The sequence below is a fragment of the Dyadobacter sediminis genome, assembly GCF_005860765.1.
Lineage (GTDB): Bacteria > Bacteroidota > Bacteroidia > Cytophagales > Spirosomataceae > Dyadobacter > Dyadobacter sediminis.
In genome coordinates this window covers 1,095,259-1,114,079 of the sequence record NZ_VCEI01000011.1, presented here as the reverse complement: position 1 = coordinate 1,114,079, position 18,821 = coordinate 1,095,259, and the positions used below count along the sequence as shown (strand labels likewise).

At 37.6% G+C, this 18,821-nt stretch carries 8 protein-coding genes; all 8 read left to right on the top strand.

What is annotated here, in order from left to right; genetic code table 11:
* Nucleotides 1-29: 29 nt before the first annotated feature.
* The 8 genes from FEM55_RS05310 to FEM55_RS05275 all read left to right on the top strand — a co-directional run bounded on the left by FEM55_RS05310 (nucleotide 30) and on the right by FEM55_RS05275 (nucleotide 18,805).
* Complete coding sequence (locus FEM55_RS05310) at nucleotides 30-1,664, top strand: ATP-dependent nuclease (protein ID WP_138280243.1); 1,635 nt, start codon at nucleotides 30-32, stop codon at nucleotides 1,662-1,664.
* A 15-nt stretch (nucleotides 1,665-1,679) separates the two neighbouring features.
* Entirely contained in the window at nucleotides 1,680-4,907 is a 3,228-nt protein-coding gene (locus FEM55_RS05305; protein WP_138280242.1) for a helicase-related protein, read from the top strand.
* The gene (locus tag FEM55_RS05300; protein ID WP_138280241.1) at nucleotides 4,907-5,563 is read left to right on the top strand and encodes a DUF4391 domain-containing protein; all 657 of its coding nucleotides are present in this window, start codon (nucleotides 4,907-4,909) and stop codon (nucleotides 5,561-5,563) included. Before FEM55_RS05305 ends, FEM55_RS05300 begins: the two co-directional genes overlap by 1 nt.
* Before the next feature lie 30 nt (nucleotides 5,564-5,593).
* Complete coding sequence (locus tag FEM55_RS05295) at nucleotides 5,594-8,968, top strand: TM0106 family RecB-like putative nuclease (RefSeq protein WP_138280240.1); 3,375 nt, start codon at nucleotides 5,594-5,596, stop codon at nucleotides 8,966-8,968.
* A 34-nt stretch (nucleotides 8,969-9,002) separates the two neighbouring features.
* On the top strand, nucleotides 9,003-9,656 hold the full coding sequence (locus FEM55_RS05290; protein ID WP_138280239.1) for a hypothetical protein: 654 nt from the start codon (nucleotides 9,003-9,005) through the stop codon (nucleotides 9,654-9,656).
* Between the two features lie 87 nt (nucleotides 9,657-9,743).
* Nucleotides 9,744-10,742 carry a GIY-YIG nuclease family protein gene (locus FEM55_RS05285; protein ID WP_138280238.1) on the top strand — a complete coding sequence of 333 codons (999 nt, stop codon included), beginning with the start codon at nucleotides 9,744-9,746 and terminating at the stop codon, nucleotides 10,740-10,742.
* Nucleotides 10,743-10,911: 169 nt separating this feature from the next.
* Nucleotides 10,912-14,373: a DEAD/DEAH box helicase gene (locus FEM55_RS05280; RefSeq protein WP_138280237.1), complete on the top strand. Its 3,462-nt coding sequence runs from the start codon at nucleotides 10,912-10,914 to the stop codon at nucleotides 14,371-14,373.
* On the top strand, nucleotides 14,366-18,805 hold the full coding sequence (locus tag FEM55_RS05275; RefSeq protein WP_171036473.1) for a DarT ssDNA thymidine ADP-ribosyltransferase family protein: 4,440 nt from the start codon (nucleotides 14,366-14,368) through the stop codon (nucleotides 18,803-18,805). Before FEM55_RS05280 ends, FEM55_RS05275 begins: the two co-directional genes overlap by 8 nt.
* The last annotated feature ends 16 nt before the right edge of the window (nucleotides 18,806-18,821 follow it).

Here is an 18,821-nt window from a genome sequence, read left to right as displayed (position 1 = left end):
GTCTTATTATAAGCAAAGCAACCCTCCCTATGAAAATATCAAAAGTTAAAGTAGAAAATTTTAGATCGTTGCAGAGTGTAGAATTTGCTACAACGGATTTTAACATTCTAGTTGGTCAGAATAACTGTGGAAAAACAAATTTCTTTGAAGCTATAGAATTTTTCTTCAACGGCTTATCACGCGGAGCATCAATCACAGATCTCAAATATAAAAGAAATTCAAGATTAGAAATTGTCGTAGAGCTTGAATTTACCGGTGCTCTTGGGGGAGCAGAGATTATGCAAAATCCTTCGAATAAAACCAAGATCTTGGCGGCTCTTGCGGGGTCAGATACTGTCTCATTTAGAAGATCAAGTAATGATGTTGCAAAACGAACAATGAGCGTAAATGGGAAAGAGGTTAGCCCAGGTACAGGTTTCGATAAGGCATTGAATGACTTTTTGCCAAAATTAGAATATATCAACACCAAGCAGTATTACGATGCCGTAGCGAAGTTCTCAAAAACAACCCCAATAGGGATCATGCTGTCGGGGGTGCTCTCGATAATTTTAGAAAAGAATCCCCAATATTTAGCTTTTCAGAAAAAATTCAATGAACTCTTTGAAGATGAAAAATCGGCAATAAAAATTCAATTTGAAACAATTGGTAAGAGCGTTAAAGGATATCTTGAAAAACAGTTTCCAGATACTACGAAGGTAAGATTCGAAGTGAGTCCGCCTGCTTTTGAGGATTTGCTAAAAAATTTCAGTACCTCCATAGATGACGGAGTGGAAACTTCGGCCGAAGAAAAAGGTGATGGCATGCAGAGAGCTCTCATGCTTGCAATTATTCAAGCCTATGCCGAATTCCGGAGAGCAAACGATGACCTCGGAAAATCGTTTCTATTTTTGATAGATGAGGCGGAATTACATTTACACCCGACTGCTCAAAGAAAATTGAAAAACGTTCTGCACAGCTTATCTGTTGAGACCGATCAAGTATTTATCAATACTCATTCTTCTGTTTTTGTCGCAGATAATCTATCAAATCAGTCCTTGTTTAAAGCTGAAAAGATTGAAGGGGTAACGGAAATTATACCAGTTGACGAAGGTGATAAACCCTATGTTGTCTTTGAGCTTCTTGGTGGTAGTCCATCTGACATTTTAATGCCGCAAAATTTTATCATAGTGGAGGGTTTGAGTGAATACGAATTGTTGTCCAGGGTAATAAAACGTTTCTATTCGGATAAACCGAATATTCAAATTCTGCGAGCTAACGGAGATATAGATCAAGCGGAGCGCACTATCAACGCAATTGAGAAAGCTTTTACACCGATAAGCGGAAGTATTTATAAGAACAAAACTATCATCTTGCTCGATTTGCCAAGTGCACAAAAAAAAGGTGGATTTGATCAGTTTTTGGACAACAATAAACATTTGAGAGCCAATAGCCAGGTTTATGTTTTAGCTCAAAGAGATTTAGAACAATGTTACCCAAACAAGCAGTGCGCAACATATGGAAATTGGCAAAAGAGTCAAGAAGAGTGTGATGGCATGACAGGACGCAAAAAGAAACAACTAGCAAAATATGTAGGGGCTAATATTTCCCAAATAGAATTCGAAACAGATCTGAAAGTGTGCTTTGAAGCACTTAGCAAGGCGTGGGAACTTTCATTTGAAATTTAAGAATTCTGTCTTGTAATGAAACTTTTTGATAATATATCTAATCGCCTGGGCGATGACTTGAAAACCGAAATTAAACGGGGTAGTAAATTATCGATAGCCGCTTCCAGCTTCTCCATCTATGCCTTTGAGGCGTTGAAAAAGGAATTGAGAGGAATTGACTCCCTGCAATTTATTTTTACTTCACCGACTTTTATAGAGGAGAAAATAAAAAAGGAATCCAGAGAATTTTATATACCGCATGTTCTTCATGAAGCAGACCTTTGTTGTGGAGAATTCGAAGTACGTCTCAAGAACGAGTTGAATCAAAGGGCTATTGCCAGAGAATGCGCACAATGGGTAAAGGAGAAAGTAATATTCAAATCCAACACACAGGCAAGTTTACCGCTGACCGGGTTGATTCATGTGGGCAATGGAAAGGAAGAAGGTGCTGCGTATGTTAACCAAAATGGATTTACAACTGCTGATCTCGGTTTTACTGCAAAAAAAGGTTTTCCAACATTAATTCAAAAAACGGAATACCCTCAGAGTAATGCCTATCTGGAGTGGTTTAGTGAAGTCTGGGACAATCAGGAAAATCTTGCTGATGTAACGGATGCTGTGCAGAGTTATTTTGAAAGTGCTTATAAGGAGAATAGCCCGGAATTTATCTATTTCGTCACACTCTACAATTTGTTTCAGGATTTTTTAAACGATCTATCCCTTGGGGCTTTACCCAATGAAAGTATTGGTTTTAAAGATACAGTCATTTGGAACAAGCTGTATAACTTTCAACAAGACGCTGTGCTAGGTGCGATCAACAAGTTGGAAAAGTACAACGGTTGTATTATTGCAGATAGCGTTGGTCTTGGGAAAACGTTTACAGCGTTGGGTGTAATTAAATACTATGAAAAGCGGAACAAAGATGTTTTGGTGCTTTGTCCAAAGAAATTAGAGGCCAACTGGAATACTTACCGCCATAATGACAAAAACAACATACTCGCCAAAGATAAATTCGGTTATGACGTTTTATTTCATACAGATCTTTCTCGTGAAAAAGGTGTAAGTAATGGCCGCATACTGGAAAGCGTCAATTGGGGTAATTACGGATTAGTGGTCATAGATGAGTCCCACAATTTCAGAAATAACAATACTGTTGTCGGGAAGGAAAATCGTTATCAAAAGTTACTCAGGAAAATCATTCAGGAGGGTATTGAGACAAAGGTTTTGATGCTATCTGCGACACCGGTAAATAACCGGTTTAATGATCTTAGAAATCAATTGGCAATAGCTTACGAGGGAGCACCTGACACGATTGACGCAAAGCTTGATACCGAACACGGAATAGAATTGGTTTTCAGAAGGGCACAACAAGCATTTAATACCTGGTCAAAATATCCGACGGACAAAAGAACCTCCGAACGTTTATTGGAAATGCTTGATTTTGATTTTTTTGAAATCCTGGATAGTCTTACGATTGCGCGCTCCCGCAAGCACATAACCACTTATTACGACACTACTGCAATCGGTAAATTCCCGATTCGCAATAAACCTATCTCCATTCACAGTGCCCTGAAAGAAGGGAAGGGTGTCAATTACAAAGACATTGCTGACTGGCTGGAGTTTTTAAACCTGTCGGTCTATTCTCCTTTAAACTATATATTGCCAAGTAGGGTGCCAGTTTATGCCGCACGCTACGATAAAAAGGTAAAATCCGGAACTTTCCGGCAGCAGGATCGGGAAAAGAGTTTACAACTTTTGATGCGGATCAATCTGCTCAAACGTATAGAAAGCTCGGTAGATTCATTTGTGCTAACCCTTCAAAATATTAGAAAGCTCATTGCGGAAGCCTTAGATGCCATTCACAAAGAAAATGCAGAAACTGTGTCAGGTGTCCAGGCAGATACTTCTTCCGAAGATTTTGACTGGGAAGCGGAGTGGGGAGAGGAAGAGAATGTTTTTGGCAATAAAGTCAAAGTACATATCGCTGATATGGACGTGGTTCGATGGGGCGAAGATCTTTCGGCTGATATGCAAGTCATTGACGAGCTTCTTACCGAAATTACCACGTTGAAGGGGATTGAAGATCTGAAATTAAATAAGCTCATGCAGCTTATCTCCGGTAAGATCCAGAATCCGATCAATCCCGGGAACAAAAAAATTATCGTCTTTACAGCATTTGCCGATACTGCAAATTACCTGTTTACACATTTGAAGGATTATCTGAAAACAAATTTCGGATTAAACACAGCACTCATAACGGGCTCCAAGCGTCTTTCGTCGTCAAAAGAAATTCCGTCTGATCTGAATGCATTGTTAACCTGTTTTTCGCCGATTTCAAAAGGGAAGGACATTATATTTCCTTCCATAAAGGAAGAAATTGATGTTTTAATTGCAACAGATTGTATTTCAGAAGGTCAAAATTTGCAAGACTGCGATTACCTGGTGAACTACGATATACATTGGAATCCGGTTCGTATCATTCAACGTTTTGGAAGGGTTGATCGGATTGGCTCCATTAACAGTAGCATCACAATGGTGAATTTCTGGCCTGATGTTACCTTAGACGCCTACATCAACCTGAAACAGCGCGTGGAAAGCAAGATGTTGATTAGCAATCTCGCTAGCACAGGGGATGACAACATTTTAAACACAGAAGAGAAAGACCTGGAATACCGAAAAATACAACTTCGTAAACTTCAGGAGGAAGTGGTTGACTTGGAAGATCTACGTGAAGGCGTCAGTATCACAGATCTGGGCCTAAACGATTTTAGAGTTGACCTGTCAAACTTTACCAAGACATACGGTAACCTAAAATCCATACCGCTGGGATTGCATGCAGTAACGAAAGCTACTGATCCCGACAAGAGGGGAGTGATTTATGTTCTTAAAAATCTAAACAATTCAGTAAACATAGATAAACTCAATCGCCTTGCACCTTTTTACCTGGTGTATGTGCTGGATAGCGGAAAAGTTTTGCATGGTCATTTGGATGCAAAAAAAACACTCGATATGATTCGTGTCCTTTGTAAAGGGCAAACAGAGCCATTAGAAGCGCTATGTCATCAATTAAGCAAAGAGACAAGAGACTACCGGGACATGCACGTATATACGCAGCTGTTGCAGAAAAGCATTGGCTCAATACTGAAATTGGAAGAGGAGAAAGAGGTTCTTAGTTTGTTTAAATCCGGAGGTACCACCGCTCATGCAGCTGGAATGAAGGGTACAGAAGACTTTAATCTTATCACCTTTATCGTTGTGAAGTAATGAATCTCCTGAATTTGCCTTCAACTACAAGAGTCGATAAGATCATTCCTAAAAATGCCTTTGACACATTTACAACTTCGCAGCAAAAAAAGAAATTTGTTGATCTTGTAGAGCGGATACGCTGGTCTAATAAACTTAGTTCTGAAACCATAAATTTGAGTGGTACAGACATTCGTGAGATACAGATTTTTTTGCTTGAATTAAGGAATGATGAAGGGTTTGAAGAGCTATTGGAAATAATAAACCGAGCGGTTCCATATCCAATCATCTTCTGTGTAGTACTGGACGATAAAGTTATGTTTTCCGCGTGCCAAAAACATCCCCACCCAACTAATGCTGACGTAGCGATAGTTGATTGGGTGTACAAGAGTGAATGGCTGGGTACTGAAAATCACTCTTTTGAATTGCATCTGAGGAGGAATTTAGATTTTGTGTATTTTGATTTCTGTCGGCAATTGTCTGGTAAGTCAGAAAAAATAACGGGTCTGGCTGAGTTAACGATTTATGAACAAAAAATAAAAAAACTGAGCTCATCTATTAGTAAACTTGAAAGTGAAGTTGCAAAATGCAAGCAATTTAACAAGAGAGTAGAGCTAAATATTGAGCTTCAAAAGAAAAAAGCTGAGTATAAAGAATTAGATAAGGAATACAACTAGAATTTTCGACCCCCTCTAAAAAAATACGTTATGAGAAAAACCGAGCACGGAATTATTATTTCGGCGGAAGACCTGTCTAATCATAGTGCATGCCGTCATTTGACATCTTTAGATCTTGCTGCTGCGTATGGGTTTATTGAACAGCCAACTTATCGGGACCCATCACTTGCGATCTTACAAGAACGCGGCTTAGAATTTGAACTGGAATATCTCAGCCACCTAAACGAACAGGGTTACAGTATCTTTGAAACAGGAGTCGAAGAGACTAATGCCATTGATCGGACTATTTCTGCAATGAAGTCTGGCGTGGATATTATCTACCAAGCGAGTCTAAAAAGTGAAATTTGGTTAGGTCGTGCAGATTTTTTAAAAAAGGTCGACAAGCCGAGTAACCTGGGGAGTTGGTCTTATGAAGTAATTGATTCCAAACTTGCCAACGAGACTCGTGCCGGGACAATTTTGCAAATATGTCTATACTCGGAATTGATTTCTGAAATTCAGGGAATCATGCCAGATCAGATGCATGTGATGACTCCTGAAGACGGATTTAGCATGCATACTTTCAGGCTTGACGATTATCTTGCCTACTACCGCCTAATTAAAAATAGATTACTAAGTGCTATCGAGCCAACGGACGTCGAACTTTATCCAGTTCCTGTGGCTCAATGCGACATTTGTAGGTGGTGGCAAAAATGCGATCAACGCAGAAGAGATGATGATCATCTTTCTTTTGTGGCAGGTTTGTCAGGTTCTCAGACTAGTGAAATTAATAAATGGGGAGTTGATACACTTGAAAAACTTGCCGGTGTTGCTTTGCCGTTAGCACAAGTACCTGCACGTGGTGCAATTGAAACATATGTTCGAGTGCGGGAGCAAGCCAGGGTTCAGTTACAAGCTCGGGAAACACAAGTGCCAGTGTATGAACTTTTGCCACATAAAAATTTAACTGGAGTCAGCAGGCTTCCGGAACCGTCAGTTGGAGACATCTTTTTTGACTTTGAAGGAGATCCATTTGTGGGTAGAACCGGATTGGAATATTTATTTGGATGGGTGTTTGCAGACGATGATCGCTACCACAAGATTTGGGCATTGAACGCATCAGAAGAAAAGGATGCTTTCGAAACTTTTGTTGATCTGGTCATGGAGCGATGGGAAGCTTATCCCGATCTTCATATTTACCATTATACGGCATATGAGCCCAGCGCTTTGAAAAGGCTGATGGGCAAGTATGCAACGCGAGAGGCTGAGATTGACAAAATGCTTAGAGGAAATATTTTTATTGACATATACAGCATTGTAAAACAAGCCATAAGAGCTGGAATTGAACGGTATTCCTTGAAAGAATTGGAGGTTTTTTATGAGTTTCAAAGAAATATGGAGCTCAGAGATGCATCCCAGCATTTGAGAACCTTCGAAAGACTTATTGAAACAAATCATCGTGACAGGATTCCGGAGGATACAATTCAGGCTATTGAAAGTTATAATCATGAGGACTGTTTATCAACAAAGAATCTGAGGAATTGGTTGGAGACTATTCGGGAAAACTTATTGGGCGAGGGGTATGAAATTTCGAGACCACAAATCGGTACGGGTGAAGCAAGTGAAGTCTTAACTGAGCATCAGCAGCGAGTTCAAGAGCTGTATGATATACTAGCACATGATGTATCAATCAATTTTGAAGAAAGAAGTAAGGAGCAGCACGCAAGGTGCCTGTTGGCAAACATGCTAGACTGGTATCGGCGTGAGAAGAAAGCGATTTGGTGGGAGTATTTCCGAATGCTGTCTTTACCTCCTGAAGAATTGATTGAAGAAAAGGCAGCTCTTTCAGGATTAAATTTTACTGGATACAGGGAGCAGGTAGGTGCAAGTGTTATAGACTCTTATCAATACCCTTCGCAAGATTGTGATATTCGTAAGGGAGATTCATTAAAAAATAGCGAGGGGTTGAATGCGGGAACCGTTGAGGCAATCAATCTTGATACATGTGTAATTAATATCAGAAAGGGGGCAGCTATTATGAACCATCATCCCATATCTGTTTTCAAACATACAATTGTAAACGATTCGGTGAAGGAACAAGCTATTTTTCGACTTGCTAGTTGGGTAGCAGATAATGGGATTGATTCCGATGGGTTTTTCCGGTCAGGACGAGATCTGTTGTTAAAAAATGCTCCGCGTACAAGCCATAACTACGAAATGTCCGATGATGCACAGACATCGGCAGTAGATATAGTGTTAGCACTAAATCAGGGAGTGCTGCCTATTCAAGGTCCGCCTGGGGCAGGGAAGAGTCATACCGCAGCAAATATGATAATTGCATTAGTGGCAGCTGGGAAAAAAGTAGGTGTTACAGCACTTAGTCATAAAGTTATAAGTGGTTTATTGGATAAGGTGATCAGAACCGCCGATGAACAAAACGTTGAATTAACCTGTGTTCAAAAAGTTAAAGCCAGATCTGAGAATCCGAATCCAAGATTATTGGAGGTTACAACGAACGAAAGAGTATTAGAAGCGCTTGTGACGGGGCGAGCCAACATTGCTGCAGGAACTTCCTGGCTATGGGCACGAGAAGATTTTGGAAGTGTTGTTGATGTGCTTTTCGTTGACGAGGCTGGGCAGTTGTCGTTAATTGATACTTTGGCTGTATCACTTTCAGCTAAGAATATCGTGCTTTTAGGAGATCCGCAACAATTACAGCAACCACAACAAGGAAGTCATCCAGAAGGAACGGAAGTTTCGGCACTTGAACATATCCTAAATGGCCAGAAAACGATACCATCGGATAGGGGAATATTTTTGGATACAACCTGGCGCTTGCATCCAGAAATCTGTGCCTTTACGTCCCAGCTTTTTTATGAAAGTAGACTAGGCTCCAAGTCGCATTTGATCCAACAGTTACTTGACGGGAATACAAAATATACCGGTGCTGGATTGTGGTATGAGCCAGTGGTACATGAGGGTAATCAGAGTTTATCCTTGGAAGAAGTTCATCGTGTACATGAAATTGTCTCGGAGCTAATTAAAGGAGATGTGTTTTGGACTGACGGAGGAAATGTAAGGAGAGTGCTGACATTGTCTGATATTATGGTAATCGCTCCCTATAATGCCCAGGTAGTTGGTTTGGAGTCTGCCTTGCCCTCAGGTACTCACATTGGAACTGTCGATAAATTTCAGGGACAAGAAGCTCCGGTGGTAATTTTCTCAATGAGCACATCAACGCCGGAAGATGCGCCACGAGGAATGGAGTTTCTGTATAGTTTGAATCGGCTCAACGTAGCCGTTTCACGTGCGAGGTCCGCCTGTATTTTAGTAGCGAGCCCGAGACTATTTGAGCCTGAGTGCAAAAGCCCAGGTCAGATGAGGCTGGCTAATGCGTTTTGCAGGTATCTAGAGTTAGCTCAATAAAAAAATATTATCAACCCCATTCTAAGCAACAGAAATGCCAGATGTAGAAAAATCAAAGTTCATAAAGGAGAAATTTCGAATCATCCAAAGTGCAAAGACAATTGAGGAGTTAATTTCAATTGAGAACAGTAACATTCTTCGTAATTATAAAATGGATGCGGAAACGTACCCTAAAATTGGTTTTATGATAACACCAAATGAAATCAAAATTCTGAAAGAGAGGGGGGTACTTAGTGAGAATTACGAACTGGTAAAAGGTGGGGTGGATAGTATAGAAGATCCGTTAACCAAAATATTGTACGCCATGATTTGGAAAAATGGAGATCTCAAAAAAATAAAACACATTATTAGAGGTGCAGCTGAAACTTCAAATATTAATAGTGGAACGTTGCCAGATGATGCAATTGTCTTTTATCAGTTTGGTAAATATCTTTCTGGAAAAAGTGGTGAACCCATAATTGACCAGCATGTATTGAGGGCGTTTGGGATATTTAAAGCGTCAAATTTGAGAGAAGTAGCACCTTGGAGGACTTTTAAGCTAGTAACAAGCGCCCATCATGACTTAATCAAAGAGTATATTGACTGGTTATCTTCCGATATTATTCAGCCTGAGTTACGGGCAATCAACAATTACAGTTATTACATTGACAGAGTTTTGTTTGCTTTGGGTAAGTATGCGAAGCGGTAAGGGCTATTAGAATTTGTTAAAATCACAAAATGCTCTGATAATCAAAAATATAGTCATTTGTGAAAACCTTAATTATTGAAATTTCTTATGAACCATACATTAGGTAAATCGATCAAATTATTCTTAGTAGATGGTTCTTCACATGGTGTGCTAACACTTGAAGTAATGAATTGGACGGGGCATATCTTGATGGGCCCTCGTACCAAAATTACGGAAATTATACAACGCCCTGAAATGAAGAAAACAGGGATCTACTTTTTGACTGGCCCAGATCCAGATGGATTGGAGCGCTTGGCGGTATATGTTGGAGAAAGTGATAATGTTGGTCACCGATTAATGCAGCACAATAAGGATGAGGGAAAGGATTTTTGGGAGCGCGCCTGTATTATAACCAGTAAAGACCAAAACCTCACTAAGGCTCACATACGTTACCTAGAAGCAAGATTTATTTCTATTATTCAGACGACTGGTGCTGCAAATCTTTTTAATAATACTTCACCCAAAAATGATGGGCTGCCGGAGGCAGATATCTCGGATATGGAATATTTTATTTCTCAAGTTCGTTTGGTCTTACCTGTTCTTGGGCTTGATTTCTTACGAGATAAACCTAAAATTACTAATACATTACCGACCGTCTTGCCCTTTCCATCGAAAGACTTTTCGCGGAGTACCGAACTCAGGCAGCCAGTCCAAGATACTATTGATGGTCCCAACTTCGAAATCATAAGCAGTAAATATAATTTGCGAGCATTAGCGAAAGAAGTGGATGGCGATTTTATTGTTTTAGCAGGGTCAGAAACTAAAAGTGCATGGGAACGGACTACTGGGCATAGTTATCGAAAGCTCTTTGAAACTTTGATTGTTGAAGGTAAAATCCGCATTGATGACGTTAAAACCAGGGGGGTATTTCAGGAAGATGTGGCATTTGCTAGTCCTAGTGCTGCCGCCGCTTGTGTATTTGCAAGAGCGGCAAATGGTCGTAAGGAGTGGTTAGTACGAGGAACCAGGAAGAACTACCATGAATGGCAAAATGATCAATTGAGATTAGCCGAAAGTGAGTTAAGTCTAAATGACTTGGTAAGTTGATTGTATATAGTCTTGCTGCGGATAAGTTGTACTCTCTTGGTTTCTCAAAGATACAGAGTAGAATGTAGCTGAGATTCTTTCTCAAAATACCTTTTGTGAACCTAATGCGTTGAGTGAATTGGAGTTGAAGGTCAGTTATGGCTAGATAGTTGAAAAAAATAAAAAAGCGATGAGTCAAAAAGATATTTGGAAAAAATACATCACGGCACAATCGAAGATTTTAGCACATAAATCCAAGCCTATTGGTGTAGATACTTCTATACAGGCGCGTTTACAAGGGCAAAAACTGACCTTGTCAATTGACCAAGAAATTTTCAAAAAAGTTTTTCAATCAGAAGTTGAAAGGATATTTAAGGTTAAAGATTTTGACTTCAGCCGTGGTTACATTTTGCAGGGTATCGAAGAAAGCGAAAATATAGCACAATTGGATCTTTCAAAATTGAAAGAACTTGCTGAAATCTGCTACATTGAGTTTAATGAGAATCCAATTATTGAAGGATCAATTGAGGGCAACGATCGCTTAATAAAAGAGGAATTAAGAAAAATAATTGGTGAACTCCCAGATAATGATCAATTCCAATCTAAGGGTGAGATACACTTGACCATGGAAGAGTGGGAACAGTGTCAACTGATTGAAAAATTGAGTTTTAAAACTTCAACGGATAAACCCAGCGCAAGATTTAATATTAGTCCTTCTCCTAAGTTTATCACAGAAGCTATATTTAATAGCCAGATTTTTCTTGATGGAGATAATGGGCTTGTTAGCAGAGAAGAGTTATCTAGTGAGGTGTCACAGTGCTTAAACACCTATTTTGATTTAGAAACGAAGGAGGTAAGGATTTATGTTAAATTGGATACTATTGACCGTGAGAGTGCTCTTAACAAAGTAAGAATAAAAATTAAAGAGTGTACTAGATTCTTTCCGATGATCAGTAATGATGAAATAGTGATCATACTTGAAAGGAGAAAACTGAAAAAGGTTGGACACACGACATTTAAGGAAGCAATCAGAGAGGTTGAAAATTTATTGACTCAAAATTATATTGAGTCGACTTACCAAATATCGGCTAAGTATTATTATTCCTGTAAAAATTTTAATTGGAACTATTATGCGTCAGATAAGGCGATAGAACTCAAAAAAAAGTTTGAAGATAATATTTCTCAGTTAGATGTAAACGGAGGATTCAGATTTGATAATTCATTAAGAGCCATTTATTTTAACTTTGAGACGAAAGAAGAGTTATTAGGAAAGCAAAGTTTAATCAAATCAATTCCATTTTTTAGTGTCTATGATAGAGGCAATAAGCACTCATATAAATTTAATGTAAAATTTGAAACGGGATTACCTGAACTGCGGGACATTCTTAGAGTAAAGTGTCCTGAAATATCGACCAGAATAACTAAAAATGGTCAAAAATTGATATTTAGGCAGTTTTACAAGACGGGAAATAAAACTGAAATATTAGCAAGGTTGAGAAATCAACTAGATGAAGTAGTTGATTCTGTAAAATTTAAATATATTATCAATGATACCTTCGATGAGAAATATTTATGTGAAGAAAATTTTGATAAAAAAGTTGAATGGGAAGAAGAAAAGCTTTCAAATCTTCTAAGAGAGGATTTTTATTTTGGCACTCCTAGGGATAAGTTGTATCTGGGAAAGTTGCAAAAAGTTGATTATCCTGATTTGTATTTTGTGGTTGATAGTGAGAGGCTTGAAGAGGTGAAATTAAATATTAACGAAAATGAGGTAAAAGCAATTTTTCCAGATTTAAAAGGAGATAGAGACAAAATAAAGCGTTTAGAGGATACTGGAATTAAAATTGATTCGAAGGATAAATTGCCAAATGATAATGCAAAAGTTTTTTTATATGATTCATCTAAGGCGAAAAAGATTGAAAATATTGAATATCTGCTTAATAGAGCAAGTTCGGAATGGAAAGATTTTGAAAAAAATCTGTTTTCAAAATCTTTGAACGATTCGCAAAAACGTGCTATTTTTAAATCAGTTCACGCCGAGGAACTTTCAATAATACAAGGTCCTCCTGGAACAGGTAAATCAACAGCCATAGCTGAAATTATTTGGCAGCATGTTCGACAATCTCAAACTGAAAAGCGAAACACTAGAATTCTTTTAACATCTGAAACTAATCTTGCCGTTGATAATGCTATTGATAGACTAAAAAATGGAAATAATAATGTCGTAAAGCCAATTCGTTTTGGAAATGCAGATAATTTAGAATCTGAGGGCTACTTCTATTCTTTGGAAGCGATACAGAAGTGGAAAGTTGGAATTGAAAAGCAGAATAATACAGTTGCTCACTGGGTTGATAACATCGTAAGCAGGGTTTTAAATCAAGATGATGTAAAGATAGATTCAGCCTTGGAAAAGTGGAAAGATCATTTATTGAATCCAAACGGTGAAACTAGGAAACTATTTGCTGATAAGTATTTGGAGTATGCGAACCTGATTGGTGCAACTGGAAGTTCTATCGGTAAATTAAACTCAGAAAATAAGTGGACTTCATTTTTTCGATCATATTTGAACGTTTTCAATAGAGATAGCTATGAAAGTAGGAATTTTAGCGAGTTGAATAAAGTTAGTATAAGCTTTGATACAGTTATAATGGATGAGGCTAGCAAGGCCACACCTCCCGAACTTGCTCTGCCTGTGCTTTTCGGAAAAAAATCTATTGTTGTAGGTGACCACAGACAATTACCCCCTATGGTTGACGGTGAAGAAATCAAGGATTTGCTTGTTTCAATAGGTGAACAAGATGTGGCCAAAACCCTATCAGGAAAAGATTTTCAGATATCACAGTTTGAACGATTATTCATGCAAATAGATGAAAGCATAAAGGGGACTTTTGATACTCAATACAGAATGCACCCTGCAATCAATGATGTGATTGCTCAATTTTATAAAAATGACGGAGGATTGAATTGTGGATTGCCGTTAGAAGAAATATATCATAGTTCATTTGATAGATGGGATTCCCGATATCACGGGCTTAACTACAAAAATATCATTGCTCCAGAAATACATACAATTTGGATTAATGTAACGACACCAGAAATTCAGGAGGGTACCTCCAGGGTGAATTTTGGTGAGATCGAAGCTATTGGTAATATTCTTACGGTGCTTAAAAATTGTGAAGGGAGAAGAGAATTTGACCAATGGTTGTCCAAGCAAAGTGTGGAAGAGAAGGAAATCGGAGTTATCAGTTTTTATGGCAGCCAAATTCAGCAGATAGGTAAGATGTTGAAAAGGAAACATAGTGATGTGCCCATTCGGTTAAGTACAGTAGATAGATTTCAGGGAATGGAGAGAAACATCATCATTGTATCTATGGTTCGAAGTAATATAATCGCAGCATCAGAGGATCAACAGCCAAACTTAGACTTTTACGGAGAGTTGGGCTTTCCAAAGCAAGAAAGTTTAGGTTTTGCCGAATCGCCAAATCGTCTGAACGTTGCCTTGTCAAGAGCAAGGAGATTATTGATTGTAGTGGGTAACGGCAAGCATTTTGGTAAGAAGGATATCTACAAAAAGGTATATGACTCTATTCAACGGAATGGAAAAATCATTGGTGCAGGAGATTTGCACAAATCTGTTGAGGAATATGGATAATGTCGTAGTGCCATACTCTTCTTTTTCATTTACATGGATAGTTAAATCTACTTCCTACGAAATCTTTTATAGAAAGGCTTTTGATGTAGAGGTTACTGATGAGATTTTTTGCACAATTATTAGTCGAAGGGGGAATCGGACAAGCATATCTGAGTTAGGGAAAATATTAGGTTTCAATTTGCAGGATCTGGCAGAGGCGGATATTTTCAATACTTATCTAAGTGGAATTTTGGAATATGATCTGATTAAAATTGATCAAGATTCCGTAGAGTTGACTGAACAAGGGCAACACGCATTAACTGATAAATTAAAGTTTAAATACTTTTGTGCTAAAACGGAATTGTTTCAAAATCAGGTAGTTAAAGAAGATGTTGCAGATTTTTGTTTTAGAAAGGTATTCAATTTTGAGAATAAGTTATCTTATAAGCCAAATGCGAGGTCGGAATCGGTTAATAATATAGACCTGAAACAAAGACTCCAATTTCAGGTTTTTGAAAATGATATATATAAAGGAGAAATAGTTGATTTGCTGGATGGTACGTCTGAGACGAATTACAAAGACGTTACAGTGAGATGTGAGATTTTCCTACGTAATGACTCTTTTCAATTTGAATTTTACGAATCGGATATTATAAAGCCTGAAATTGAAGCAATAATTAATTTACCCAATAATGAAGATTTAAAAGACCGATTGCTGCGCAAAGGAATGTATCACTACGTTCTTAAAAGTAAAAATCTAATCTCTGCACAAGACATTATAGCATACGTTGACTTATGGGATTGGAAAGAGTTGGCTGGAAATCCCCGGGTTGCTTGGAACGATAAGGAAGTCTTTGAAATGTTTCGTATGTATGGGGATGGCGGCAGTTGGAGTATAATATCAAAATTGGCGCCAGTTGAGAGTATTGTGTCAGTAATTCGGGAATATACAGACTATTGGAACTGGACAGAACTGACGCAAAGGGTTGATAGCGAATTCATTAAACTCTATTGTGAATGGATTCAGTGGGACTTTGAAGAGATATCTTATAAGGACGAGGAAGTTGTAACATCACTACTTTTAATGCCAACACTTAAGAACCGTGATTGGGATTGGAGTTATTTGTCAAAGAATTTACCTGATGATTTCATTGAAGAATATATCGATGATTTCCCATGGGACTTCTATTTAATAACTGAGTTCAAAAGTCATGTTTTGAGAAATTTGTTTTTAAAGGGACAGAAGAGCAATTTTGAATACGCAAAAACCCTACTAGCCAAGCCCTGGAACTGGAAATTTATTTCCAATAAGTTTGATATTAAATTTCTCTATGATCAGACCTTATTACTAGGAGTTAAATTCGATTGGCCGATAATACTTCAAAGATTCTTTGGTGACAAAGAAATAACCAATAAATGCTTAGAAGATCATACGTTTAGGTCTGCATTAAAGAAAAATCTTCCCTTAAACTTTGTAGTTGCTCACCAAAAATATTTTTGGACAATAGGGTTAATTGATTTTTTTGAAAATGAGAATTTGATTCAATGGGACAGTGCATCATTTATTAATGGGTTTGACACAAATGTTTACGTTGATTGGGATAATGATATTTTTATGAGATATCATGGCCGAATTAAAACTTCAAAAGGATATTTTAATGTTAGTAATCGAATTACGGATTATGGCTTAATAGAAAGGTTTCCTAATTTTTGCTGGAATTGGATTGGAATATCTAAAAACGAACATCTGATAAAAAATGTTGATTTTATTAGAAATTCTTTTTTGGGGAGACTATCATATTCCAATTATCTTAATTGGAGTGATATTTTAATTAATTCGACTCTAGGAGTAGAATTTTGGAATCAACATTTGGATTCATTTTTCATTTCAACAGACAGCTTGAGACAGGTTGATTTTTGGAAGGAGCTCACCAAGTTGCAGACAGAGAATTTTGTCTTATCGAATACACGATATCCATGGGACTGGGATTTTGTTACTGAAAATATATCTAGTAGTACTATTGCTAAGAGCCTTAACTCGGAAGTTTTATTAGAGAAATTTAATTGGGAGATTGCTACTAGGAAGATTGATAGAGTTACCATTCTTGATAGAATGGAATACTTATCTCCATTTCTTGATTGGAAGTATCTTATTAATGATTTATTTTCCGTTGAATCCGAACTTGTACTAGGTAGGGAGTTCGAACGAATCGTTGCTTGTATAGCTAGTTTAAATCATAAACTGAGGGCGGAGCTATGGAAATATTTGACGAGGATATACGCTTTTGATGTACTATTCCATTATGTGGAATTGACATATGACCTTGAGTCTTATGATTGGGACTGGGATTTTCTCTCTGGTCATAAATACTTTCCTACCGATATGGGCAGTTTACATAAGTACAAACATAGAATTAATTGGAGTGTTTTGTCTGGTAGTCAATTGGTTATTCAAAAATTTAGTCGTGATACATGGAATAGTAATAAGGAATGGCTAGTAAATATTAACGGATATTTAAGGAGTTTCCGGACGTATTGGGATTGGAGTGTATTGTCTAGGCATAAATCCATTAGTACGAATCGGAATTTAATAAAGAAGTTTAGGTCAGAGAATTTAGATTGGGAGTATTTAACGGAATTTGGCGGTTTTCTTTTACCTGAGAAGGGAGATGGAGATACTTATTTACAAGAGGTTATTTCTCAGCTACCTGGGATTAAATTTGAACTTCTTTCCAAGAGAGAAGATATAATTATAAGTCGTGATTTAATAGTTTCTACAAAAAATAAAAATTGGGATTGGAAAACCCTATCTGAGAATAGGAATGCTGATATTTCAGCTGAACTTTTGTTTGATTTGATCGATAAGGACTGGGATTGGCATGCAATCTCCCGAAGAACTAATTTATTCTATTCTAATGAAATGATATTGAGATCGTTAAATTTAGATTTGGATTGGAAATATCTGTCGAGTAGCGAGAATGTGGATTTTACTGAGGAGTTTATAAATACTACTAAACTTAAACCATGGAACTGGTTTATCGTTTCGCAGCACAAGAGTTTTGTTCCATCTTATAGAATACTTAGCCAGACTTCGGAGTTTGATTTGGATTGGAAATATATTTCTAACCATTCTAGATTAGAGGTTTCATCTCAGCTACTTGATAAATTTGAAGACACGTTACATTGGGATTATGTGACAAGGAATATAGATGTCGAATTTTTAGAAATGGACTTAATTGAACGGTTCGCACATAGATGGGATTGGAACTTTTTGTGCCAAAATTCAAAGATTCAAATGAGTCAAATAATACTGGATAAATTTAGCCAGTATTTAGATTGGGATTTGATATCGTCGAATCCAAATATTGATTTTTCGAAGGAGATGATTGGCAAATTTAGGACCTCATGGAATTGGACACTACTAAAAAATAATCTAGGGGTAGTTGAGAAGGTTGGTACCTATGTTAGGGATGAGATAGCACAATCTGGGATTCTAACTTTTCTTGATAAGATTGAACAACAATGGTCAGAATGGAAAGGAAGCATATATCACTTTACACATATTGAGAATGCAGTTGAAATAATCAAAAATAGGAAGATTCAGAGTAGAAACAAAGCGACTATATTAGCTGATGCCGCGGGTAGTGTAGTTCATTTACGAGGTGAGGCCCACAATTTTGCGAGGTTTTACTTTCGGCCACAGACGCCTACACAATTTTATAATGAGTTTCTAGGTAAAAGTGTAGGAGATGGATATAATAAAAAGAACACAGGGTGGGTGTCCTGGTATGAAAAAGCAAGGAGCCTTGGTTTTCCAAAATGTCCGATCCCAATATTTTTTCGGTTTTCTTTGAAGGAGGTTCTTTTTAAGAATGGTTCGAATTGTTGTGTTAGTAATGGAAATATGCAAACAAGCGCTACACTATTTGGTTCTATTGATAAAATGCTTAACAAATTTGGTTTTGATGATTTATATTTTACACCAGAGCAGTACGCAACGAGAGACGATTATGCGAGATACAGAGATTACGCACAACAGGAATTTTTGGTTAAAGATGAGCTTGCTTTCGATGATTTAATAGATTTTGAGATTGTTTGTCCATCGAATGCGGATAAGATTTTACTCATAAATCTGCTTGGAGCCTCGCATGTAGATATTTTACCAAAAATTGTGGTTGATCCGAATTACTATAACCACGACAACTCTCGTGTGAACGTGGAGGAGCGGGATTTAAAGTTATACATTACATCGGGATTTGACGGTGATGGTTATTTTGTGTTGAGTGGAGTTAGGGACATCAATGATATTGAGATTTTTTCAGGAAATGTAATTAAACTGGAAGGCGACAAAATTATCTTTAAGTCCAATTTATCCATCGGAAACTTTCAGAAGGGCATAAATTTAAGTTTTATTGATGAATCTGGAAGGAGTTGGTATGTTTATTCTAATTGAGCTTATGAGAGCTTTT